This window comes from Pseudomonas sp. B2M1-30 (genome assembly GCF_025447575.1).
Lineage (GTDB): Bacteria > Pseudomonadota > Gammaproteobacteria > Pseudomonadales > Pseudomonadaceae > Aquipseudomonas > Aquipseudomonas botevensis.
Window position 1 is genome coordinate 251,332 of sequence record NZ_JAOEJT010000004.1, and the last position, 22,862, is coordinate 274,193.

Annotated in this window: 19 protein-coding genes; 10 read left to right on the forward strand and 9 right to left on the reverse strand. The window is 61.6% G+C overall.

Going from position 1 to position 22,862, the window contains the following annotated elements; all coding sequences use genetic code 11:
* Positions 1-123: 123 nt before the first annotated feature.
* Positions 124-2,172: a methionine--tRNA ligase gene (gene metG, locus N8H74_RS10655; protein ID WP_262147435.1), complete on the reverse strand. Its 2,049-nt coding sequence runs from the start codon at positions 2,170-2,172 to the stop codon at positions 124-126.
* A gap of 153 nt (positions 2,173-2,325) precedes the next feature.
* On the opposite strand from metG, the gene apbC reads away from it, so the two are divergent.
* Complete coding sequence (gene apbC / locus N8H74_RS10660; protein ID WP_217833781.1) at positions 2,326-3,420, forward strand: iron-sulfur cluster carrier protein ApbC; 1,095 nt, start codon at positions 2,326-2,328, stop codon at positions 3,418-3,420.
* A gap of 68 nt (positions 3,421-3,488) precedes the next feature.
* Here apbC and N8H74_RS10665 read toward each other — a convergent pair whose 3' ends face one another.
* Positions 3,489-4,247 carry an SDR family oxidoreductase gene (locus N8H74_RS10665; RefSeq protein ID WP_217833782.1) on the reverse strand — a complete coding sequence of 253 codons (759 nt, stop codon included), beginning with the start codon at positions 4,245-4,247 and terminating at the stop codon, positions 3,489-3,491.
* Positions 4,248-4,409: 162 nt separating this feature from the next.
* On the opposite strand from N8H74_RS10665, the gene N8H74_RS10670 reads away from it, so the two are divergent.
* The 4 genes from N8H74_RS10670 to groL all read left to right on the forward strand — a co-directional run bounded on the left by N8H74_RS10670 (position 4,410) and on the right by groL (position 7,933).
* Positions 4,410-5,141: a HugZ family protein gene (locus tag N8H74_RS10670; RefSeq protein WP_262147438.1), complete on the forward strand. Its 732-nt coding sequence runs from the start codon at positions 4,410-4,412 to the stop codon at positions 5,139-5,141.
* 65 nt (positions 5,142-5,206) lie between these two features.
* Entirely contained in the window at positions 5,207-5,683 is a 477-nt protein-coding gene (locus N8H74_RS10675; protein WP_262147439.1) for an FxsA family protein, read from the forward strand.
* Between the two features lie 260 nt (positions 5,684-5,943).
* Entirely contained in the window at positions 5,944-6,237 is a 294-nt protein-coding gene (locus N8H74_RS10680) for a co-chaperone GroES (RefSeq protein WP_217833785.1), read from the forward strand.
* 49 nt (positions 6,238-6,286) lie between these two features.
* The gene (gene groL, locus N8H74_RS10685) at positions 6,287-7,933 is read left to right on the forward strand and encodes a chaperonin GroEL (protein WP_217833786.1); all 1,647 of its coding nucleotides are present in this window, start codon (positions 6,287-6,289) and stop codon (positions 7,931-7,933) included.
* A gap of 122 nt (positions 7,934-8,055) precedes the next feature.
* Here groL and N8H74_RS10690 read toward each other — a convergent pair whose 3' ends face one another.
* On the reverse strand, positions 8,056-8,799 hold the full coding sequence (locus N8H74_RS10690; RefSeq protein WP_262147441.1) for a phosphatase PAP2 family protein: 744 nt from the start codon (positions 8,797-8,799) through the stop codon (positions 8,056-8,058).
* Between the two features lie 54 nt (positions 8,800-8,853).
* Positions 8,854-10,803 (reverse strand): LTA synthase family protein, encoded by a 1,950-nt coding sequence (locus N8H74_RS10695; RefSeq protein ID WP_262147443.1) that lies wholly within the window; start codon positions 10,801-10,803, stop codon positions 8,854-8,856.
* A 203-nt stretch (positions 10,804-11,006) separates the two neighbouring features.
* On the opposite strand from N8H74_RS10695, the gene colR reads away from it, so the two are divergent.
* From colR to N8H74_RS10720, 5 genes are all read left to right on the forward strand, one after another.
* Positions 11,007-11,690, forward strand: a complete 684-nt coding sequence (gene colR, locus N8H74_RS10700; protein WP_217833789.1) for a two-component system response regulator ColR — start codon at positions 11,007-11,009, stop codon at positions 11,688-11,690.
* Positions 11,680-12,954 carry a HAMP domain-containing sensor histidine kinase gene (locus N8H74_RS10705; protein WP_262147445.1) on the forward strand — a complete coding sequence of 425 codons (1,275 nt, stop codon included), beginning with the start codon at positions 11,680-11,682 and terminating at the stop codon, positions 12,952-12,954. Before colR ends, N8H74_RS10705 begins: the two co-directional genes overlap by 11 nt.
* A gap of 161 nt (positions 12,955-13,115) precedes the next feature.
* Positions 13,116-13,784 (forward strand): class I SAM-dependent methyltransferase, encoded by a 669-nt coding sequence (locus tag N8H74_RS10710; protein WP_217833791.1) that lies wholly within the window; start codon positions 13,116-13,118, stop codon positions 13,782-13,784.
* A gap of 4 nt (positions 13,785-13,788) precedes the next feature.
* Complete coding sequence (locus tag N8H74_RS10715; RefSeq protein WP_262147447.1) at positions 13,789-14,502, forward strand: lipopolysaccharide kinase InaA family protein; 714 nt, start codon at positions 13,789-13,791, stop codon at positions 14,500-14,502.
* Between the two features lie 2 nt (positions 14,503-14,504).
* Positions 14,505-14,732: a hypothetical protein gene (locus N8H74_RS10720; protein ID WP_217833793.1), complete on the forward strand. Its 228-nt coding sequence runs from the start codon at positions 14,505-14,507 to the stop codon at positions 14,730-14,732.
* 115 nt (positions 14,733-14,847) lie between these two features.
* Here the strand turns inward: N8H74_RS10720 and N8H74_RS10725 are convergent, their stop codons facing one another.
* The 5 genes from N8H74_RS10725 to N8H74_RS10745 all read right to left on the reverse strand — a co-directional run bounded on the left by N8H74_RS10725 (position 14,848) and on the right by N8H74_RS10745 (position 22,847).
* Positions 14,848-17,883, reverse strand: coding sequence for a multidrug efflux RND transporter permease subunit (locus N8H74_RS10725; protein ID WP_262147450.1), 3,036 nt, complete (start codon positions 17,881-17,883; stop codon positions 14,848-14,850).
* A gap of 13 nt (positions 17,884-17,896) precedes the next feature.
* On the reverse strand, positions 17,897-19,045 hold the full coding sequence (locus N8H74_RS10730; protein ID WP_262147451.1) for an efflux RND transporter periplasmic adaptor subunit: 1,149 nt from the start codon (positions 19,043-19,045) through the stop codon (positions 17,897-17,899).
* A gap of 167 nt (positions 19,046-19,212) precedes the next feature.
* A complete protein-coding gene (locus N8H74_RS10735) occupies positions 19,213-20,313 on the reverse strand; it encodes a DUF1513 domain-containing protein (protein WP_262147452.1) in 1,101 nt (366 codons plus the stop codon).
* Between the two features lie 14 nt (positions 20,314-20,327).
* Positions 20,328-21,392: an imelysin family protein gene (locus N8H74_RS10740; RefSeq protein WP_262147453.1), complete on the reverse strand. Its 1,065-nt coding sequence runs from the start codon at positions 21,390-21,392 to the stop codon at positions 20,328-20,330.
* Positions 21,393-21,419: 27 nt separating this feature from the next.
* Positions 21,420-22,847 (reverse strand): di-heme oxidoredictase family protein, encoded by a 1,428-nt coding sequence (locus tag N8H74_RS10745; RefSeq protein ID WP_262147454.1) that lies wholly within the window; start codon positions 22,845-22,847, stop codon positions 21,420-21,422.
* Positions 22,848-22,862: the final 15 nt, after the last annotated feature.

A 22,862-nucleotide genomic window follows, 5' to 3' on the forward strand; every position in this document is an offset into this window, starting at 1 on the left:
GGCAGGAACGGGCGTGTGTCACTTAAGGTTAGGCATTATCCGGCACGCGCGGAGGGTCGGCCAGATATGAAAAATCCCACAGGCGCACGGGGCGCGCCTGTGGGATCGATCGGCAACCTGGCGTTACTTGATGCGCTGACCCGGCTTGGCGCCGCTGTCCGGGCTCAGCAGGTAGATTTCTTCACCGCCAGGGCCGGCCGCCATCACCATGCCTTCGGAAATGCCGAACTTCATTTTCCGTGGCTTGAGGTTGGCGATCATCATGGTCAGGCGACCATCGAGCTTGGACGGGTCCGGGTAAGCGCTCTTGATCCCGGAGAACACGTTGCGTTGCTCGTCACCGATATCGAGGGTCAGGCGCAGCAGCTTGTCGGCGCCCTCCACGGCTTCGGCCTTGACGATCAGCGCCACGCGCAGGTCGACGGCGGCGAAGGTGTCGAAGTCGATTTCCGGCGACAGCGGATCCTTGGCCAGTTCGCCGTTGCCCGCCGGTGCGGCGCCGGTGTCGGTCTGGCTGGCGGTCAGGTCTTCCTTCGAGGCGTCGGTCATGGCTTGCACTTTTACCGGGTCGATGCGGGTCATCAGTGGCTTGAACTCGTTCAGCTGATGATTGGCCAGCAGGGTGGTGTGGTCGTTCCAGGTCAGCGGGGCGACGTTGAGGAACGCCTCGGCATCGGCGGCCAGCAGCGGCAGCACCGGTTTGAGGAAGATCACCAGTTGGCGGAACAGGTTGATGCCGGTGGCGCAGATCGCCTGGACTTCATCCTGCTTGCCTTCCTGCTTGTTCAGCGACCACGGCGCCTTGTCGGCGATCCAGGCGTTGGCGCGGTCGGCCAGGGCCATGGTTTCGCGCATCGCGCGGGCAAAGTCACGGGCTTCATAGGCGTCGGCGATGCTCGGCGCGGCGGCCAGGAACGCTTCGGTCAGCTCGGGCGCGGCGTTGTTGTCGACCAGCAGGCCGGCGTTGCCCTTGTGGATGAACCCGGCGCAACGGCTGGCGATGTTGACCACTTTGCCGACCAGGTCGGAGTTGACCTTCTGCACGAAGTCTTCGAGGTTCAGGTCGAGGTCATCGACGCCACGGCCCAGCTTGGACGCGTAGTAATAGCGCAGGTATTCCGGCGACAGGTGATCCAGGTAGGTGCGCGCCTTGATGAAGGTGCCACGGGACTTGGACATCTTCTGGCCGTTGACGGTCAGGTAGCCGTGTACGTTGATCCCGGTCGGCTTGCGGTAGCCGGCGCCTTCGAGCATGGCTGGCCAGAACAGGGCGTGGAAGTTGACGATGTCCTTGCCGATGAAGTGGTACAGCTCGGCGGTGGAGTCCTTGCCCCAGAACGCGTCGAAGTCCAGTTCCGGCGTGCGGTTGCACAGGTTCTTGAAGCTGGCCATGTAGCCGATCGGCGCATCCAGCCACACGTAGAAGTACTTGCCCGGCTCGTCGGGGATCTCGAAGCCGAAGTACGGCGCATCGCGGGAGATGTCCCACTGTTGCAGGCCGGCGTCCAGCCACTCGGCGATCTTGTTGGCGACGGCGTCCTGCAAGGTGCCGCTGCGGGTCCAGGTCTGCAGCATCTGCTGGAAGTCCGGGAGCTTGAAGAAGAAGTGCTGGGAATCCTTGAGCACCGGGGTGGCGCCGGAGATTGCCGACTTCGGATCCTTCAGGTCGGTCGGCGCGTAGGTCGCGCCGCACTTTTCGCAGTTGTCGCCGTACTGGTCTTCGGTGCCACATTTCGGGCAGGTGCCCTTGATGAAGCGGTCGGCCAGGAACATTTTCTTTTCCGGGTCGAAATACTGGGTGATCGAGCGCGTGGCGATGTGCCCGGCGTCACGCAGCTTGAGGTAGATCTGGCTCGACAGCTCACGGTTTTCTTCGGCGTGAGTGGAGTGGAAGTTGTCGAAGTCCACCAGGAAGTCGGCGAAGTCGCCGCTGTGTTCGGCCTGGACGTTGGCGATCAGCTGTTCCGGGGTGATGCCTTCCTTTTCCGCGCGCAGCATGATCGCCGAACCATGGGCGTCGTCGGCGCAGACGTAGATGCATTGATTGCCGCGATGCTTCTGGAAGCGCACCCACATATCGGTCTGGATGTATTCCAGCATATGGCCAAGGTGGATCGAACCGTTGGCGTAGGGCAGGGCGCTGGTGACGAGGATCTTGCGTGGCTCGGACATGGGGCTTCGCTACTTGATGAAACGGAGGTCGGCCACTATAAAGCGCCGGGAAAGATATTTCACCCCTGCAAATCGTTGCCGGACATGCCGTCCGCCGGGCAGAAGGGGTAGGATAGCCGCCATCTTTTCCCAGTCTTGTTATCGGAGTTGCCCATGAGCGCCGTCACTCGCGCAGCGGTGGAAGCCGTCCTCAGCCAATACACCGACCCTTACCTGAACCAGGATCCGGTCAGCGCCGGTTGCGTGCGCCAGATCGAGATCCAGGGCGACCGCGTCAGCGTGCAACTGGAAATCGGCTATGCCGCCGGTCTGTTCAAGAGCGGTTGGGCGCAACTGCTGCAACTGGCGATCGAAAATCTCGAGGGCGTGGTCAGCGCCAAAGTTGAAGTCAACAGCGTGATCGCCGCGCACAAGGCCCAGGCGCAGATTCCGGGCCTGGCAAACGTCAAGAACGTCGTGGCCGTGGCCTCCGGCAAGGGCGGCGTGGGCAAATCGACCACCGCCGCCAACCTCGCTCTGGCACTGGCTCGCGAGGGCGCCAGGGTGGGGATTCTCGATGCCGACATCTATGGCCCGAGCCAGGGCATCATGTTCGGCATTCCCGAGCGCACCCGCCCCGAGGTCAAGGACCAGAAGTGGTTCGTGCCGATCAAGGCCCACGGCGTGGAAGTCATGTCGATGGCGTTCCTGACCGACGACAACACGCCGATGGTCTGGCGCGGGCCGATGGTCTCCGGCGCACTGTTGCAACTGGTCACGCAGACGGCCTGGGGCGACCTGGACTATCTGGTGATCGACATGCCGCCAGGCACTGGCGACATCCAGTTGACCCTGGCGCAGAAAGTCCCGGTGGCCGGTGCGGTGATCGTCACCACGCCGCAGGACCTGGCGCTGCTCGATGCCCGCAAAGGCGTGGAAATGTTCCGCAAGGTCAACATTCCGGTGCTGGGCGTGGTGGAGAACATGGCCGTGCACATCTGCTCGAACTGCGGGCATGCCGAGCATCTGTTCGGTGAGGGCGGCGGTGAGAAACTGGCGACCCAGTACGGCGTCGAACTGCTGGCCTCGCTGCCGCTGTCGATGCTGATCCGCGAGCAGGCCGATGGTGGCAAGCCGACGGTGATTTCCGAGCCGGATAGCCAGATTGCGATGGTCTACCAGGAACTGGCCCGCCACGTCGGCGCGCGCATCGTGTTGCAGGAAGCGGCGAGCCCGGCGATGCCGAACATCACCATCAGCGACGATTGATGCCTGTGGTTTAAACAAAAACGCCCCGGTGCCTGTGCACCGGGGCGTTTTTCATTGCGCGACAGAAGTCAGATCCGCAACCCGCCATCCATCTCCAGAATCCGGCCGGTGTAGTAGTCATTCTCGAAGATGTACGCCGCCGAATGGGCGATCTCTTCCGGTTTGCCCATGCGCTTGAGCGGGATGCCGGAGGTCATCTTCTCCAGCGCTTCCGGTTTCATGCCCAGGGTCATTTCGGTTTCGATGAAGCCTGGCGCGATGCCGGCCACGCGAATCCCGTAGCGCGCCAGTTCCTTGGCCCAGGTCACGGTCGCTGCGGCGACGCCGGCCTTGGCGGCGGAGTAGTTGGTCTGGCCGACGTTGCCCGCACGGGAAATCGACGAGATATTGATGATCGCGCCGCTGTTCTTCAGCTCGACCATTTTTGCCGCCACCTCACGGGTGCAGAGGAACACGCCAGTCAGGTTGACGTCGATCACCGCCTGCCACTGGGCCAGGCTCATCTTGGTCATTTCGCCGTCCTTGACCTTGAGCAGCAGGCCATCGCGCAGAATCCCGGCGTTGTTGATCAGGCCGTGGATCGCGCCGAAGTCTTCGGCGACCTGGGCGACCATGTGGGTCACCTGCTCTTCATTGGCGACGTTGCACAGATAGCTGCGTGCCTCGACACCCTTGGCCTTGCAGGCGGCCACGGCGGCGTCGAGCTTTTCCTGATTCAGATCGACCAGCGCCAGCTTCGCGCCCTTGCCGGCGAAATACTCCGCCATGGAGCGGCCCAAACCCTGGCAACCGCCGGTGATAATGATTACTTTGTCGTTGAGTTGCATTCGCATGCCCCGATAGCAGGTCAGAGTGGTGTCCTTCGCGGAGCCTCTCGATCTGCGCCTGGCCTGGCCGGTTGCACATGAGAATTGCCCCGATGGCGTGATCGGTACTTATCCCGGGCGCCTGTCCGTTTTTTCGACGGATTCTATTCAAGGAGTCATAAATTGAGCGTTGAAGCGGCTAAGCATGCACGAGAATTGCTCCTCAAGGAATACCGTGGAGTGCTCTCGACCCACTCCAAATCGATGCCCGGTTTTCCGTTCGGCTCCGTGGTTCCGTACTGCCTGGATGACCTGGGCCGACCGCTGATCCTGATCAGCCGCATCGCCCAGCACACCCACAACCTGCAAAAGGATCCCAAGTGCTCGCTGCTGGTCGGCGAGCGCGAGGCTGAAGACGTGCAGGCCGTGGGTCGCCTCACCTATCTGGCCGAGGCGCAGAAGCTCGAAGATGCCGCCGCCATCGAAGCCGCCGCCGAGCGCTACTACCGTTATTTCCCCGATTCGCAGAATTATCACAAGGCCCACGATTTCGATTTCTGGGTGCTCAACCCGGTACGCCACCGCTACATCGGCGGCTTCGGGGCGATCCACTGGATCGAACACCTGACCCTGGCCAACCCGTTCGCCGGCAAGGCCGAGATCAGCATGGTCGAACACATGAACAGCGATCACGCCAAGGCCATCGCCCATTACGTCGACCTCGCCGGGTTGCCGAAGACCGTGCCGGCACAACTGGCCGGAATCGACACCGAAGGCATGCATCTGCGCATCGGCCAGGGGTTGTACTGGTTGCCGTTTCAAACGCCTTGTAATACGCCGACACAAGTCCGGGAGGCCTTGGTTTCTCTGGCTCACGCCGAACATTGGCCAAAAAATGAGGTGGCCGGCGCTTGAATTCACGAAAGGGCGACGTCATCTAAGGCTTACTGCAAGGCATTTCTTGCGTTGAGGAAATTTTGATGCGCCCTTTTTTGTTGCTCTTTCTGCTGTTTCCAGTGCTGGAGCTGTTCGTATTCGTCAAAGTCGCAGGTTCCATCGGGTTTTTCCCGGCCCTGCTGCTGATCATTCTCGGCTCGATGTTCGGTGTCTTCGTACTCCGCGTCGCCGGACTGGCAACCGCGCTGCGTGCCCGTGAAAGCCTGAACCGTGGCGAGTTGCCCGCGCAGACCATGCTCGAAGGTCTGATGCTGGCGTTGGCCGGCGGTCTGTTGATCCTGCCGGGTTTCATCAGCGATGTGGTCGGCCTGGTGATGCTGTTGCCGTTCAGCCGTCGTTTGCTGGCGAACAAAATGCGTCAGCGTGCCGAGGAACAAGCCATGCGTCAGCGCGCATTCGCCGACGACCTGCAACCCCGTGGCGGACCTGCACCGCGCGAGCCGCTGGGCCGCGAACCGACGGTGATCGAAGGCGAGTTCGAACACCGCGACAACAAATGACACTGGCATCGACACGGCACCTTCGGGTGCCGTGATCGTTTCCGGCTGGTGCTTGTGAAACGTCGCGATGAAATTTTTTCTGCCCCGCCCTTGTAATAAGCTTATGCGCCCTTATGTATCGGTCACCGAAAGGTTTCCGGTATTCAGACCGGACAGACTTCCGCGTCTCGCTCGACGAGGCGCAACCGGCGAAGGCCGGATTCGATAAACCCGCCGGGACTACACCGGCCGATGAAAACCACAATTAGGAGAGATCGACAATGAAGCTTCGTCCTCTGCATGACCGCGTCGTCATCCGTCGCAGCGAAGAAGAAAAGAAAACCGCTGGCGGTATCGTCCTGCCAGGTTCGGCTGCCGAAAAAGCCAACCACGGTGAAATTCTCGCTGTAGGCCCGGGCAAGACCCTGGAAAACGGTGAAGTGCGTGCACTGTCCGTGAAGGTCGGCGACAAGGTTGTGTTCGGTCCTTACTCCGGCAGCAACACTGTGAAAGTCGACGGCGAAGACCTGCTGGTAATGGGCGAGAACGAAATCCTCGCTGTTATCGAAGGCTGATACCCCGTTCAGTTTCCCGCTACTACAAAGTATTCAAGGAATATCGATCATGGCTGCTAAAGAAGTTAAATTCGGCGATTCCGCCCGCAAGAAAATGCTCGTTGGTGTCAACGTCCTGGCTGACGCGGTAAAAGCGACCCTCGGCCCGAAAGGCCGTAACGTGATCCTCGAGAAGAGCTTCGGCGCTCCGACCATCACCAAGGACGGCGTTTCCGTCGCCAAAGAAATCGAACTGGAAGACCGTTTCGAAAACATGGGCGCGCAGCTGGTCAAAGACGTTGCCTCCCGTGCCAACGACGACGCCGGTGACGGCACCACCACCGCGACCGTTCTGGCTCAGGCCATCGTCAACGAAGGCCTGAAAGCCGTCGCTGCCGGCATGAACCCGATGGACCTCAAGCGCGGCATCGACAAGGCGACCATCGCTGTCGTCAAAGAGCTGAAAGCGCTGTCCAAGCCATGCGCTGACACCAAGGCTATCGCTCAGGTAGGCACCATCTCCGCCAACTCCGACAACTCCATCGGCGATATCATTGCCGAAGCCATGGAAAAAGTCGGTAAAGAAGGCGTGATCACCGTTGAAGAAGGCTCGGGCCTGGAAAACGAACTGTCGGTTGTAGAAGGCATGCAGTTCGACCGTGGCTACCTGTCCCCGTACTTCGTCAACAAGCCGGACACCATGGTTGCCGAGCTCGACGGCCCGCTGATCCTGCTGGTCGACAAGAAGATCTCGAACATCCGCGAAATGCTGCCAGTGCTGGAAGCCGTTGCCAAAGCCGGCCGCCCACTGCTGATCGTGGCCGAAGACGTTGAAGGCGAAGCCCTGGCGACTCTGGTTGTGAACAACATGCGTGGCATCGTCAAAGTCGCAGCCGTCAAGGCTCCGGGCTTCGGCGACCGTCGCAAGGCCATGCTGCAGGACATCGCCGTTCTGACCGGCGGTACCGTAATCTCCGAAGAGATCGGCCTGAGCCTGGAAAGCACCACCCTGGAGCACCTGGGCAACGCCAAGCGCGTCACCCTGTCCAAGGAAAACACCATCATCGTTGACGGCGCTGGCGTTCAGGCTGACATCGAAGCGCGTATCGCTCAGATCCGTGCCCAGGTTGCCGAGACTTCCTCGGACTACGACCGTGAAAAACTGCAAGAGCGTCTGGCCAAGCTGTCCGGCGGCGTTGCAGTGATCAAGGTTGGCGCTGGTTCCGAAGTTGAAATGAAAGAGAAGAAAGCCCGCGTTGAAGACGCCCTGCACGCTACCCGTGCAGCCGTTGAAGAAGGCGTGGTGCCTGGCGGTGGCGTTGCACTGATCCGTGCTTTGCAAACCCTGTCGGATCTGAAAGGCGACAACGCCGATCAGAACGTCGGTATCGCTGTACTGCGTCGCGCTATCGAAGCGCCGCTGCGCCAGATCGTTGCCAACTCCGGCGACGAGCCAAGCGTGGTTGTCGACAAGGTCAAGAACGGCCAGGGCAGCTTCGGCTACAACGCCGCCACCGGCGAATACGGCGACATGATCGAAATGGGCATCCTGGACCCAACCAAGGTCACCCGTTCGGCTCTGCAAGCTGCATCGTCGATCGGCGGTCTGATCCTGACCACCGAAGCTGCTGTTGCTGATGCACCGAAGAAAGAAGGTGCAGCTGGCGGCGGCATGCCAGACATGGGCGGCATGGGTGGCATGGGCGGCATGATGTAAGCCAGCCTTACCCCTGTACGAAAAACCCCGCCTGCGTTAGCAGGCGGGGTTTTTTATTGCCCGCATTTCAGGTTTGTATCCACCCCTTTGGGAGCAAGCCTGCTCCCAAAGGTTTCCAGTGTTCAGGCATTGACCGGTTGTGCATTGACCGCCGCTTCAGCCCTGGTCGCCGGTCGATACAGAACCCAGTAATACGACCCCAGGCAAATCAGCCAGCAGAAGATCGCCGTCCACACGTTGTGCGAAAAGAAGTGCGCGCCCTGCATCATCCGGCTGATCGAAAATATCGAACCCAAAGCGAAGGCGAAGATAAACGCCTGTCGTGCCAGCCGAGGGCGACGGTCGCGCAGTACGAAGAACAGCGCGAACAGGGTGAAACCGGTTGCCGCATGGCCGCCGGGCCAGCAACGGCCGGGCTTGTCGGTCGGCGGGCGATGATCCAGCAGTTTGCTGTAGGTTTCATGGCCGCCGAATTGCTCCAGGCTCCACGGACATTGCACGGCGGTCACGGCTTTCATCGGCGTCACAAATGACGTGGCCAGGCCCAGCGACAGCACCAGGCAGCCCAGTTCACGCTTGAACGGTTTCACCCGCTGGATGAAAAACGCAGCGATGAAACCGATGACCGCGAAGGCCGAAAAGCCGATCACCACCTGTTTGGCGCGGTCGTGAAGGATGTTTTCCAGGAAGTAACTGTGACGGCCGATGAAGTCTCCGGCGGCCGGGTCATAGAACAACCGGGCCAGGTCCATATCCAGATCGGTCAGTTCGAGCAAGACCAGAATCAACGCCGCCACGGCGGGTATTCCCAGGCACAACCAGAAGTTCAACGGGCGAGGGGCAGGACGTACAACGCTTGATGACATGAGGTTTCCACTGCAAATGAAAACGCCCCGGGGCATCAGCCCGGGGCGGTTCGATTAACGGTCGCTGACTTGGTCGACGCCCTCCTTGGGCGGTCTCCAGCCAAGCAGCTGTTGCTTGAAGCCATAACTGGCGGATTGGTAATAGGTGATGGCGCGACGGATCAGCGGGTCGTCGCTGTTGACCCGGGATTCGCGGCTTTCGGTCAGCGCGTCGTCATGCCGGCGCAGGCCCTGACGGGGGCTGAGGATCGCCAGATCCTTACCGTCGAACAGTCCCAGGTGCTGATAGTTGCCGACCACGACCCGTGGCGGCAGCGGATTGTCCTGGAGCAGATTGCGGCCGAAAAACGTCGATTGGTAATCCAGGTTCAGCAGCCCCAGCAGGGTTGGCGCCAGGTCGATCTGGCTGGCCAGTTGTGCGTTTTCACGCGGCTCGATCAGCTTCGGCGCGTAGACGAACAGCGGGATCTGATAGTTGGTGATCGGCAGGTCTTCCTTGCCCGCGCTGCCGGCGGTGTGGTCGGCGACGAAGATGAAGATCGTATTATCGAACCACGGTTTCTGCCGCGCCTGCTCCAGGAACTGGCCGATGGCGTAATCGGTGTACTTCACCGCGCCGTCACGCCCGTTGCCGGACTTGATGTCGATCCGGTTGTCCGGGTAGGTGTAAGGACGATGGTTGGAGGTGGTCATCAGTTGCAGCAGGAACGGCTGGTTTTTCGCGTAATCGGCATCCGCCAGTTTCAGGGTCTGTTTGTACAGATCCTCGTCGGCCATGCCCCAGGCGTTCTTGAAGTGAATTTCCGACTCATCGACGCTGCTCTGGTCGACGACGCGATAGCCGTTGCCGCTGAAGAACGCGTTCATGTTGTCGAAGTAACCACGCCCGCCGTAGACGAACACGCTGTCATAACCCACGGCACTGAGCTGCTGGCCGAGGCTGGCGAAGCCGCTTTCACGGCCGATGCGCTTGACGATCGAGCGGCCCGGCGTCGGCGGAATGGCCAGGGTAATGGCTTCCAGGCCACGGTCGGTGCGGGTGCCGGTGGCGTAGAAGTTGTTGAAGTACAGGCTCTGTTTGCGCAAGACGTCCAGGTTGGGCGTCAGGTTGCGTTGGTCGCCGTTGCTGCCCATGTATTTGGCGCTGAAACTTTCGATGGTCACCAGCACGATGTTCGGTTTGCGTAGCGTGCCGGGGTTGTCGATCATCCGGCGGATGTCCTCCGGGTCCTGGCCGACGAAGCGCGCATTGGGCTCGTTGAGTTCGGCACGAATCTGACTGGCGACCTTTTCCGGCGCCAGGGTGCTGTAGAACTGGCTGTAGTCCAGTTCATTGTTGCGGAACGCGGCGAAGAATTGATAAGGACCATTGCTCGCCAGTTCGTTCTGATAGGCATTGCCGCCCTGGGCGCGCGGGGCGTCCTGGCTGAGCAGTTGCAGGCTCAGGCTGGCGACGACCAGCAGCGCGAGGGCATTGAGCAGGCGTCGGCGCAGTGGCGGCAGCGGGGCGTTCAGCGCTGCATTGAAGGGTTTGCCCAGCGCCAGGCTGAGCACCACGGCCAGCACCGCGAGGATGCTGAGCAAGGTGCCGATCGGGTACGACTCCAGCACGTTGTTCAGCACTTCATCGGAATACACCAGATAGTCGACGGCGATGAAGTTGAAGCGCACGCCGAACTCATCCCAGAACAGCCATTCGGCGGTTGCGGTAAACAGCATGGCGAACAGGCTGACGGTCAACAGGCCACGGAGGAACCAGCGATGACCGCGACGGCGCCACAGTCCCGGCGGGCACAGCAGCAGATACAGCCCCAGTGGCAGGGCGGCATAGGCGAGGAAACCCAGGTCATACAGCAGGCCGATACCGAATACGGAAAACGCTCCGCCGCCGGCCTCATCCAGATGAGTCAGCAACAGCACGGTTCGCGTCAGGAGAAACACCACCAGCCAGGCACCGGTGACCAGCAACAGAAAGCGCATGGGCGCCGTCTTGAGAAAATCCATTGTCTACATTCCTTATATCTAATGGCGCGAGAGTTTCGCGTTGGCACTGTAGTCAGGTTGTGAACCGATAGTGAAAAACTTGTTAAGGATTAAATTTGCCTGAAAGACCTGTTCCAAGCGGCTTGCAGCCCTAGCCCTGAGGCGGCGTTGGCCTTAAGCTGCGCGGGCCATGACGGACGTTACCCTGTACGGAGGAGATGCCCATGCGAATTCTATTGGTCGAAGACAACCGCGATATCCTGGCCAATCTGGCCGATTACCTGGGCCTCAAGGGCTATACCGTCGATTGCGCCCAGGACGGTCTGTCAGGCCTGCATCTGGCGGCCACCGAGCATTACGACCTGATCGTGCTCGACATCATGCTGCCGGGGATCGACGGCTATACCCTGTGCAAACGCCTGCGCGAGGATGCCCGGCGCGACACGCCGGTGATCATGCTCACCGCCCGCGATCAACTGGATGATCGCTTGCAAGGCTTCAAGTCCGGGGCTGACGACTATCTGGTCAAACCGTTCGCGCTGTCCGAGCTGGCGGCGCGGGTCGAGGCGGTGATGCGCCGTACCCAGGGTGGTGGCCGGCGTGCGTTGCAGGTCGCCGACCTGAGCTACGACCTCGACACCCTGGAGGTGACCCGTGAAGGCAAGCTGCTCAAGCTCAACCCGGTCGGCCTCAAGCTGCTGGCGGTGTTGATGCAGAAGAGCCCGCACGTCTTGCGCCGGGAAATCCTCGAAGAGGCCTTGTGGGGCGATGACTGCCCGGACAGCGACAGTCTGCGCAGTCATGTCCATCAGTTGCGCCAGGTGATCGACAAACCGTTCGCCAAACCGCTGCTGCATACCGTGCATGGCGTGGGCTATCGCCTGGCCGAGGGGCGTGATGGAGTTTAAGCAAAGCCTTGCCCAGCGGATCATCATCGCCTTTGCGCTGATGAGCGCACTGGTGGCCGGGGCTTTTGCCATGGGCATCGTCGCGACCGTGCATCTGGTGGAAGAAAAACTGATTTCCGCCGGGCTGGGGGGCGACTTGCAGCGACTGCTGCTGATGGACAATGTGTCCGACTGGAGTCACCGCCCGGAGCCGGATCAACTGTTCTACTTCAGCGGCGGGCCGGGGGATTTCGAGCTGCCCAAGGACCTGCGGCACCTGGATTCGGGTTTCCACGAAGTCTTCCGCGAGCAGTTGTCGTATCACGCGATGGTCGAGATCGTCGACGGCCGTCGCTATGTGCTGCTGCAGGACCAAAGCGATTTCGAAGAGCGTGAGCGCGTGCTGTTCGCCGTGGTGCTGGTGGGTTTCGTGCTCAGCCTGGCGCTGGCGGTGTTCCTCGGCTGGGTGCTTGCGCGCAAGGTGATGGCACCGGTGGTGAGACTGGCGCGCCAGGTGCGTCACCGCGATCAATTGCTCGGGCTGGCGCCGCCGCTGGCGCCGGATTATGCGGCTGACGAAGTGGGCGAGCTGGCGGTGGCGTTTGACGCGACCCTGGGGCGTCTGCGCCAGGCCCTCACCCGTGAGCGCTTGTTCACCAGTGACGTCAGTCACGAGTTGCGTACACCGTTGATGGTGCTGGCCAGCTCCTGCGAACTGCTGCTGGAAAACCCCGGCATCGATCAGCGCGGACGCGCTCAGGTGCAACGAATCGCCCGCGCCAGCGAAGAAATGCGCGAGCTGGTGCAGACGTTCCTGATGCTCGCTCGCGCCCAGCGTGAAGATGCCGGTGTCGCGCCGCAGCAAAGCCTCGGTCAGGTCGCTGACAGCTTGTTGTGCCTGTGGCGCGGGCCGATCGAAACGAAGGGCTTGCAGCTGATTTTCGAGCCGGGCAATCCACCGGATACCCGCTATAACGCGACCCTGCTCACCGCCGTGATGGGCAACCTGCTGCGCAACGCCCTGCACTACACCGAAGAAGGCTTCATCCGCCTGACGCTCAACGCCAACGGGTTCGTGGTCGAGGACTCCGGCGTAGGCATCCCCGAGGAAAAACGCGAAGCCATGTTCCAGCCTTTCGTGCGCGGCACGGAAAAGCGCGGCGAGGGCCTGGGGCTCGGATTGTCGCTGGTCCAGCGCATCTGCGAGAACCAGGGATGGAGCGTTACGCTGAGCACCATGGAGCCCAACGGTTGCCACTTCGAGGTGGATCTGGGCAACGCCTGAATCTGCCGCCTAGCACAGTAAAGTGACGCTGGCCTGAATAAATCCTGTATAACCTTGAAATAGTTTGCGGGTTTACGTGACGTTTTTTTCACAAAGGGATGACCTGACGCTGACACGCCCGATTCTAAGGTGGGGCCATCAGCAATTCAGGAGCCCTGATGATGGCCGGCCCGATCAAACTCGATTTTTCCGAAAAATATGACGACAACCATGCACAGAAATACCTGCGCAAACATCAGGACGGTCTCGGCCGTCGGTTGTCCAACTGGCGCGATCAGCAGCTGGCCCGCAAGGCGCTCGAGCTGGTGGGCGAGCCGGGGCTGGTGCTGGACCTGCCCTGCGGCGCCGGGCGATTCTGGCCATTGCTGGCGGAAAAACCCAACCGGGTGATCATCGGCGCGGACAATTCCGAGTCGATGATCAAGACCGCCATGCAGTCGCAACCGGCTGATGTGGTGAAACGGGTACAACCCTTGCACACATCTGCGTTCGACATCGCCTTGCCAGATAACGCCGTCGACAGCATTTTCTGCATGCGTCTGCTGCATCACATCGGTGAAGCCGAGCATCGGCGGACGATTCTGCGGGAATTCGAGCGTGTCACCCGCGACAGCGTGATCGTTTCGCTCTGGGTGGATGGCAATTTCAAGGCCTGGAAACGCAAGCGCGCCGAGCAAAAACGTGGTCAGAAGGGTTACCAGAACCGTTTTGTGTTACCGGCTGCAACAGTTGAAAAGGAATTCGAGGACGCCGGGTTCCGCATTCAGGAACAACTGGACTTTATTCCGCTCTATGCCATGTGGCGGGTTTACGTATTACGCAAGAGGTAAAGGAATGGCAGTGCAATTTGCAGCAGAAACGGAAGTCGCTCCCCAGGATCGCTTCGACTACTACTGGAACCAGCGCGGTGAATGGGTAGAAGAACCCAATGTCCGGCGCGGTGGCGAAAGTGGTGTGCAACGGGTGACGGGGCGCGACGGCCAGCTGCTGTATGCCAAGCGCCAGACCGGGCATATCTATCGCAGTTGGCTGCACCCGTTCGGACGCCCGACCGTGCTGCGTGAACTGGATGCGCTGACCGGCGTGAGCCGTCTCGGCGTGCGGGTTCCGGAAATCGTTTTCTGCGGTGCCCAGCCTGACCCTCAGCATAAGTGGCGTGCCCTGCTGGTTACCAAATCACTGGATGGTTTTCAGGAACTGGAGCAGTGGGAGGCCGGTGGCGGTCGCGAACGCCACGGTGAAGCCGTGTATGAGCGGGTGCTCAAGGACCTCGCCGAAAACCTGGCGCGCATGCACAAGGGCCGTTGGCAGCACAGCTGCATCTACATCAAGCACGTCTTTGTCCGCGTGACCGGCGAGGGCGAAGCGGCCACTGTCGAAGTCGCCCTGATCGATCTGGAAAAATGCCGTCAACGCCTGACCGCTCATCGCGCGGCAGCCCATGACATGAAGCAATTGCGTCGCCACTCGTCGTTCAGGGATACGGACTGGAAAAAACTCGTCTATTTTTACGAGACGGCGTTTGGCAGCGCTATCAAAGGGTTATAGCGATGAAACTCGAAATTGCACGAGGTGTTTTCCTGGTGGGAGCCTTGGCAGTTGCGTCATTGGCGGTGGCGGCCTGGGAGCAGCCCCGCATGCAGGTCCTCAGTGCAGGGAGCGGCGACGCTCACTGCCCGATGCCCCGTGTGGCGAAAGCCAGCGTGGAGATGAAACCCGATCATGACCTGCTGTTGTTCATGTTCGGACTGTCCCAAAGGATGAGGCCGCAAAGTTGAACCGATTGAAGCCCAAATGAAAGGCCTCGCTGATGCGAGGCCTTTTTTCTGCCTGCGATTGCGGAATGTATGGCCCTTGTAGGAACGGGCCAGAGCATTGATTCCACGCCCGGCGTCATGGGTGTGGTTTGGCATCCGGTTTGGCCAGCATCGTGTAGATGCACGGCAGGACAAACAGCGTGAACAACGTCCCGATGGACATCCCCGTGGCGATCACCGTGCCGATGTCGAAGCGGCTGACCGCGCCGGCCCCCGTCGCCAGAATCAGCGGCACCATGCCGAACACCATCGCCGCCGTGGTCATCAGCACCGGGCGCAGACGAATGGCTGCTGCTTCCTCGACCGCTTCCCGTGGTGTCAGGCCCTTGTCCTTGCGCAACTGGTTGGCGAATTCGACGATCAGGATCCCGTGCTTGCTGATCAGCCCGATCAGCGTCACCAGCCCGACCTGGGTGTAGATGTTCATGCTCGACCAGCCGAGGAACAGCGGGATCAGCGCCCCGCAGATCGACAGTGGCACAGTCACCAGAATCACCAGCGGATCGCGGAAACTCTCGAACTGTGCCGCCAGCACCAGGAAAATGATCGCCAGTGCCAGGCCAAAGGTCACCCACAGCGCGCTGCCTTCCTGGACGAACTGCCGTGACGCGCCGCCGTAGTCGAAGGCAAACCCGGCAGGCGCTTCTTCCTGGGCGATCTGGCGCACGGTGTCGATGGCTTCGCCCATGCTCACCAGCGGGAATCCGGACAGTTTCGCCGCGTTCAGTTGCTGGAACTGCTTGAGTTCCCGGGGGCGTGCGCGGTCGCTGACGGTGATCAGGGTCGACAGCGGCAACAGCTCGCCCTGGTTGTTCTTCACGTAGTAGTTGTTCAGCCAGTCCGGGTTGTCGCGGTAGGCCCGCTCGACCTGGGCGATGACCTTGTAGCTGCGGCCCTCGATGGTGAAACGGTTGATTTCCGCCTCGCCCAGCAGGGTCGCCAGCGTGCCGCCCAGATCCTGCATCGACACGCCCATCTGCGCAGCCTTGGCGCGGTCGATATCGACCACCACTTCCGGTTTGTCGAAGGCGAGGTCAAGGTCGACGAACGCGAACTTGCCTGACTCTGCGGCGCGCTTCTTGATCCGGTCGGCCACTTGCAGCAACAACTCGTAATCGTTGGCGGTGTTGATCACGAACTCGAAGGGCAGGCCTTCACCGGTGCCGGGCAGGGAGGGCAGGTTGAAACCGAAGATCTGCAGGCCCGGAATGCCCTCGAGCCGGCCCTGCACTTCGGGGAGGATTTGCATCTGGGTACGGCTGCGCTCGTTCCACGGCTTGAGCAGGAACCCGCCGATGCCGGTCTGCACACCGTTGTAGCCATTGATCTGGAACGACGAGTAGTACTCCGGGAATTCCTTGAAGATCTTGATGAATTCGTCGGTGTAGGTGTTCAGGTAATCGAGGTTGGTCGGCTGCGGCGCGTTGGCCATCATGAAAATGATGCCCTGGTCTTCATCGGGTGCCAGTTCCGATTTGGTGAACTTGAGCAGCACCGGAATCAGGCACAACACGATCACCGCGAACACCAGCACCACCGGGCGGGTATTGAGGGTGCCGTGCAGCATGCTTTGATAACGACGTTTGAGGCTTTCGAAGATCACGTCGAGGCGGTGGGCCAGGCCACTGGGGTTTTCGTCGTGCCGCAGCAGGACGGCGCACATCATCGGCGACAGGGTCAGGGCGACGATCCCGGAAATCACCACCGCCCCGGCCAGGGTCAGGGCGAACTCCTTGAACAAGGCCCCGGTCAGCCCGGTCAGGAAGCCGATGGGCGCATAGACCGCCGCCAGGGTGATGGTCATCGACACCACTGGCATGGCGATTTCCCGCGCGCCTTCCAGCGCCGCGTCGAACGGTGATTTGCCTTCCTCGATATGCCGGTGGATGTTTTCCACCACGACGATCGCGTCATCCACCACCAGACCGATAGCCAGCACCATCGCCAGCAGGGTCAGCAGGTTGATCGAGTAGCCCATCATCTGCATGAAGAACATCACGCCGATCATCGACAGCGGGATGGTCACCACCGGGATCACCACCGAGCTCAAGGCTCCGAGGAACAGGAACACCACGACGATCACGATCAGCACCGCCTCGAACAGCGTCTTTATCACTTCGTCGATGGAGGCCTGAATGAACAGGGTAGCGTCGTAGGCGATTTCGCTCTTGAGGTTGGGCGGCAGCTGGGCTTCCAGCTCCGGCATGATCTTGCGCACTTCCTTGATCACCTCCAGCGGGTTCGCCGCCGGGGTCGCCTTGATGCCGATATACACCGACGGCGTGCCGCCGAACGAGCTGATGGAGTTGTAGTTCTCCGCGCCCATTTCGACCCGCGCCACGTCGCTGAGCAGGACGCGGCTGTCACCGCTGACCTTGAGCGGGATCTTGCCGAAAGCCTCGGCGGATTTCAGTTCGGTGTTGGCGTTGATGCTGGTGACCACGTATTCGCCTTTCACTTCGCCGGCGGCGGAGAGGAAGTTGTACTGGCGCACCGCGTTGGTCACATCGGCGGCGCTGAGGCCGAAACCGGCGAGTTTCACCGGGTCGAGCCACAGGCGCATGGCGAACACCTGGTTACCGAGAATCTCGGCCTCGGCCATTCCCGGCAGGGTCGCGAGTTTCGGCTGGATTACCCGGGACAGGTAGTCGGTGATCTGCGGGTTGTTCAGTTCCTTGCTGAAAAAGCTGATGTACATCAGCGCCGAAGCGTCGGCGGCTTCCTTGCTCAGCACCGGGTCCTCGGCGTCCTGGGGCAGCTTGTTCTTCACCTCGTTGGCCTTGGCCAGAAGCTCGGTGAACAGCCGGTCGCTGTTGGAGCCGATGCGGGCGTAGATCGAAATCACCGAGAAGTTCTGGCGACTGACCGAGGTCATGTAATCGATGCCTTCGGCACTTGCCAGGCTCTGTTGCATCGGCTGGGTGATGTAGCCCTGGATGGTTTCGGCGTTGGCCCCGGGGTAGGCGGTGGTGACCGTGATCAGGGCGTTTTCCATTTGCGGATACTGGCGCAGCGGCAGCTTGCTCCAGGCCTGGAAGCCCAGCAGCACGATCAGCAGGCTGACCACGGTGGCGAGCACCGGGCGACGGATGAACGGATCGGTAAAGGCCATGGGGATTCCTTGATCAGTCGGCGCGGCGCGGACTGTTCTGGTCGACGAGGGTCTTGTCGTCGCTGATGGCGATGTGCGCGCCGTTGTCCAGTTTGATCTGGCCGGCCGTCACCACTTGTTCGCCGCTCTGCACGCCCTTGTTGATCATCACCAGGCCGTCGCGGCGCTCACCGGTCTCGACGAAGCGGCGTTCGGCGATCAGTACCGGCTGGCCCTTGTCGTCTTTCTCGACGCTGCCGTCCTCGGCTTTCTTCTGCTCGACCACATACAGCGAGTTACCGTAGAGGGTGTAGGTGATCGCGCTTTCCGGAACCACCACATGCTGCTGCGGATCCGGCAGCAGTACGCTGACGTCGGCGAACATTCCCGGCAGCAGTTTGCCGTCGGGGTTGGCCAGGGTCGCGCGTACCAGAATGTTGCGGGTGGTGCTTTCGATGATCGGGTTGATGGCGCTGATCTTGCCGGTGAAATGCTGCCCGGGCCAGGCAACGACCGAGATCTGTACCGGTTGGCCGAGGGCCAGTTTCGGCACCGATTGCTCGGGCACGTAGAAGTCGGCGTAGAGGCTGCTCAGGTCCTGCAGGGTGGCGATTTTGGTGCCGCTGGCGAGGTAGTCGCCGATGTCGACCAGGCGGATGCCGATGGTCCCGCTGAAGGGCGCGAGGATGCGTTTTTTCGCCAGCGCCGCATTGAGCTGGTTGACCGTGGCCTTGTTCTTTTGCAACTGCGCCGAGAGCCGGTCGAATTCACCCTTGGAGATGGCGCTGCTGCCCACCAGCTGGCTGCCACGGCCGTAATCGAGTTGCGACAGGTTCAGGTCGGCCTTGGCGGTTTCTAGGAAGGCGGCTTCGACGGCGTTGTCCAGTTGCAGCAGGAACTGGCCGGCCTTGACCTGTTGTCCCGATTCGAATTTCAGCTCGGTCACGGTGCCGGCGTTTTCCAGGCTCAGATCGACGCCCTGCAGCGCCTTGAGGCTGCCGACGGTAGGCAGGCGCATCTGCCACGGGCGCTCGGCGGCGGTGGCGACGGCGACGCTGATCGGTGGTTTCGGTTTGGAGAAGCCCTGAATCATGGTGTAGATCGAGAAGGCTTTGTAACCGGCCAGAAGCAGAACGATCAGCAGTACAACACCCAACATGATCAGCATGCGGCGACGCAGCATATTTCCAGTTCCTTGGATAAATCAGGCGAGACACGCGGGCACATTACCCCGAGTCCGATGAGTAATCCAACTGGCAGTTTTTATAGGGGATTAACGGGCACAAAAAAGATCGCCGCCTGCGCCAGCCAGGAGAAGCTGTCGAAGACGGCGATCATTGAATGGCGTCTTTACGCCATCAGATGCAGATGGTTGTCCCAGAGCCCCGCCGGCAATTCCAGCGGCTTGGCGACCAGTTCATCCTGGCGGCAATCGTAGTAGCGGCAGCGCCCCTGGCCCGAGGTCACCACGAAGCCATCCTTCACCGCGCCGACGCCGGCGCAATCGGGCAACGGCGCGTCGAGGCGCACTTCGCCGCTGTCCAGATCCCAGATGAAGAACCGGTTGCCGCGCGGCGCGGTCAGGGCGACCAGGCGCAGGTCGCTGTGGACGGCGACGCTGGCGGTGTAATGACCCATCGACTGCAACTGATGCTCCGGCACCGGGAACGCCACGAACGGCTGGCCCGGACGCTTGATCGCGAGCAATTCGGAGCGTTCGTGGGACGCGCCCATGAATTGCTGGCCAGCGACGATGGTGCCGTCGCTGGCGATCCCCAGGTGACGCACGCTGTTCATCTGCTGGGCCAGGGTTTCCTTGCTCAGCAGGGTGCCGTCGCGTTGCATCAGCACCAGGCTCGGTTCCATGGCGTCGAGATTCATGTCGACCCGGCTTTCGGCCTCGGTGCGAATTCCGCCGTTGGCCACCACCAGCGTCTCGCCGTCGGGCATCCACGACACCTGATGCGGGCCGAGGCCGTGGGTGGAAATCTCGCCGCTGTGTACCAGCCGCTCGCCTTCGAACCTGTACACCCCGAGCAGGCCACGGCCCGGATCGGATGTGTCGTTTTCGGTGGCGTAGAGGTAATCACCGCTGTGGTGAATCACCGCGTGGCCGTAGAAGTGCCGGTTGGCCTGCGAGGTCACGGTTTGCAGGAGCGCACCGTCGCGCAGGTCGATCAGGTAGCTTTCGGTGCCGGGACGTCGGGCGACGAACAAGGCAATCGGCAGCGTCGGGTGATTGATGATGTCGTGGCAGCGCTGGCCGACCTCGGTGGCGAACACCCGGGTGCCGTCCAGCCGATAGCCGACGGCGTAGTGTTTGCCGTCGGTGTCGTCCCGCGCCGACAGCAGCAGCGGGCTTTGATCCTTGCGTTTGAACAGCGTCCAGCCGCCCAGCGTCACTGCTCCCAGCAGCAAACTACCTAAAGTCAGAGCCTGGCGTCGCAGCATGGCACTTGCCCTCATCAGTCACCGTCGTTGGCGTTGAAGCCCAGTTGAATGCCCAGGGCCTTGGCCAGATCGCCTTCGTGCAGGCGATGGACGACGTTGAGGCTGTCATAGATGTCGTTGAGCTGTTGGCGACCGGCGTCGTCTTCGAGCATCTCGCCGAGCGAGCGTTGTGTGCTGCCGAACAGTTTCAGCGAGGCCGCGTAGGCCGCGTCGATCTTGTCCGCCAGAGGTTTCTGTTCAGCCGGCAGCAGACCGCGCAGGCCTTTGTTGTCGACGCCTTCCCAGACGGTCTTGGCGGCGGCGAGGCTGGCTTCCAGTGCCGTCAGCGACGACTGGCTGCGCCAGGCATCGGCCTGGAACGGTTGCGGCACGCCCTTGCTCTGGCGGCCCATCGGCGTGCCGAGCTTTTTCTTCAGGGTGTCGAGGGCGGTGACCTGAACCCGCAGCAGATCGGCGATCGCTTCGTGGGAATCGGCGTAGCGCTGGTTCGGGAACTTGCTCATTTGCGCGAGCATGCCGTCGGTGTTGTTCCAGCTGCTGAGGATTTCCTCGGCCAGTTGTTTCTGGCGCTCGCCGATGGCGACCAGCAGCGGGCAGTACTTGGCTTTTTGCTCGGCGTTGGCGACGTCAGGCTTGCTGTCGAACAGGATGTATTCGTAAGCCGACAGGCCCTGGACCACGACGCTGGATTTGGCCAGCGCGGCGGCATCGATCTGCGGCTGGGCGATGACCAGTTGCTCGACCTGACGGCCGACGAGGTTTTTCTTGTCCGGCCAGAACTGCACCTGCCACGAACGGTTGCCCTCGGCCAGCGGGCCGATCAGCAGCGGTTGCAGCTCGGCCCAGGCTTTCTGCGCGTGCAGGAAGTCGGCGCGGGCGGTTTCCAGTGTCTCTTTACCCTGGCAGTAGGCGAGGGCGCTGATGGCCAGTTGGCGGTCGGCTTCGACCCAACGGGTGTAGGTCGGCAGGATCACCGATTTGGCGATGGCCGCCGAGGTGACCGCTTGCGGGTCCTGCGGCGAGCAGGCGCCGAGGGCTAGCGCGGCAAGGCTGGTGAACAACAGTTTGGGACGGAACATGTCGGGCTCCCGCTATGGAATACGTTGTTAAAGGGAATTCAGGAACGCCAGCAGCGCGGCACGCTGTTCGGCATTGAAAGACAAAACCTGTTGCTGCGCGGCTTTTGCTTCGCCGCCATGCCAGAGCACGGCCTCGAGCAAGTTGCGCGCGCGGCCGTCATGCAGGAACTGGGTATGGCCGCTGACCGTCTGCGTCAGGCCGATGCCCCACAACGGCGGGGTGCGCCAGTCGCGGCCGGAGGCCTGGAATTCAGTGCGGTGGTCGGCCAGGCCTTCGCCCATGTCATGCAGCAGCAAATCGCTGTACGGGCGAATCACTTGATTGGCCAGTTCAGGTTCGGCCGCATTGGCGGCGGTGGTGTATTTGGGGGTGTGACAGGACTGGCAGCCGGCCTGGAAAAACAGGTTCTTGCCGGCCAGCACCTGGGCATCGTTGACGCCACGGCGCGCCGGCACCGCCAGGTTGCGGCTGTAGAACAGCACCAGACGCAGGATGTTGTCGCTGACTTCCGGCTCGCCATCCGGCCCGTTGCCGTTCGGCGCCTGTTTGCAGGCAGTTTGTGCGTCGGTGCAGTCATCGAAGGGTCGCAGGCTGGTGGTGAGGCCCATATCACCAGAAAACGCGTGAACATTCTGTTGATTGAGGTTGGGTTGCCCGGCCTTCCAGCCGAACCGGCCCATCACGGTTTTTTGCAGGGCGTCATCCCAGACCCGGTTCGGCCGGCCGTTGATGCCATTGTTGTCTTTGGCCTGGGCGGCGGCGTTGGCGAGGATCGCTTCTTCGGGGATCGCCTCGAGCAGGCCGAGGCCGATCATCGGCGGCGCGACCCGTGCCGAGAAGCGCGTGTCCGGGTGCATCGGGCCGTAGCCGAGCTGGGTGATCTGCAAGCTCGGCTGGCGCAACTCGACTTCGGTGCCGTCCTTGAAACGGACCGGCACCGGGGTGTACCCGACCCGCACCTTGCCTTCTGGAACGACGCCGGGCACGGCCATGTCCTGGAACTGCCCGCCATACACCGGCTCGGGCACCACGCCGACCTGCTCGATGAGCCTGGCGTAGGCCGGCGCATCGGGGATCGACAGACGCACCAGCATCGACACCGCGTTGGCCGCATCCGGCGTTGGCGGATGACCGCGACCGTCCTTGATGTGGCAGTTCTGGCAGGCGTTGGTGTTGAACAACGGGCCGAGGCCGTCGCGGGCGGTGGTGGTCGACGGCGCGATCACCCAGGGGCTGCGGAAGAAACTGTTGCCGACGCTGAAGTCCACCCGACGCGAGGGCGGCAGGTTGGCCGAGGGCAGGGAAAACGCGTTCTGATCGCTCTTGCGTACGGTCGCCGCCCCGCCGGAACGCGCTTCACCCGGCTCGGCCTTGGTGAAACGCGGGGCGTCATCGCAGGCACTCAGGCCCAGGGCCAGAAACAGTGCGGACAAGCGAAGAGGCAGCGAGGGCATCAGACATCCTGCAAG

Coding starts and splice junctions, on each gene's coding strand:
- N8H74_RS10680 (WP_217833785.1), top strand. CDS start 5,944: ATGAAGCTTCGTCCTCTGCATGACCGCGTCGTCATCCGTCGCAGCGAA.
- metG (WP_262147435.1), bottom strand. CDS start 2,172: ATGTCCGAGCCACGCAAGATCCTCGTCACCAGCGCCCTGCCCTACGCC.
- N8H74_RS10705 (WP_262147445.1), top strand. CDS start 11,680: ATGGAGTTTAAGCAAAGCCTTGCCCAGCGGATCATCATCGCCTTTGCG.
- N8H74_RS10665 (WP_217833782.1), bottom strand. CDS start 4,247: ATGCAACTCAACGACAAAGTAATCATTATCACCGGCGGTTGCCAGGGT.
- colR (WP_217833789.1), top strand. CDS start 11,007: ATGCGAATTCTATTGGTCGAAGACAACCGCGATATCCTGGCCAATCTG.
- N8H74_RS10740 (WP_262147453.1), bottom strand. CDS start 21,392: ATGTTCCGTCCCAAACTGTTGTTCACCAGCCTTGCCGCGCTAGCCCTC.
- N8H74_RS10730 (WP_262147451.1), bottom strand. CDS start 19,045: ATGCTGCGTCGCCGCATGCTGATCATGTTGGGTGTTGTACTGCTGATC.
- N8H74_RS10690 (WP_262147441.1), bottom strand. CDS start 8,799: ATGTCATCAAGCGTTGTACGTCCTGCCCCTCGCCCGTTGAACTTCTGG.
- N8H74_RS10745 (WP_262147454.1), bottom strand. CDS start 22,847: ATGCCCTCGCTGCCTCTTCGCTTGTCCGCACTGTTTCTGGCCCTGGGC.
- N8H74_RS10710 (WP_217833791.1), top strand. CDS start 13,116: ATGGCCGGCCCGATCAAACTCGATTTTTCCGAAAAATATGACGACAAC.
- apbC (WP_217833781.1), top strand. CDS start 2,326: ATGAGCGCCGTCACTCGCGCAGCGGTGGAAGCCGTCCTCAGCCAATAC.
- groL (WP_217833786.1), top strand. CDS start 6,287: ATGGCTGCTAAAGAAGTTAAATTCGGCGATTCCGCCCGCAAGAAAATG.
- N8H74_RS10695 (WP_262147443.1), bottom strand. CDS start 10,803: ATGGATTTTCTCAAGACGGCGCCCATGCGCTTTCTGTTGCTGGTCACC.
- N8H74_RS10725 (WP_262147450.1), bottom strand. CDS start 17,883: ATGGCCTTTACCGATCCGTTCATCCGTCGCCCGGTGCTCGCCACCGTG.
- N8H74_RS10715 (WP_262147447.1), top strand. CDS start 13,789: ATGGCAGTGCAATTTGCAGCAGAAACGGAAGTCGCTCCCCAGGATCGC.
- N8H74_RS10735 (WP_262147452.1), bottom strand. CDS start 20,313: ATGCTGCGACGCCAGGCTCTGACTTTAGGTAGTTTGCTGCTGGGAGCA.
- N8H74_RS10720 (WP_217833793.1), top strand. CDS start 14,505: ATGAAACTCGAAATTGCACGAGGTGTTTTCCTGGTGGGAGCCTTGGCA.
- N8H74_RS10675 (WP_262147439.1), top strand. CDS start 5,207: ATGCGCCCTTTTTTGTTGCTCTTTCTGCTGTTTCCAGTGCTGGAGCTG.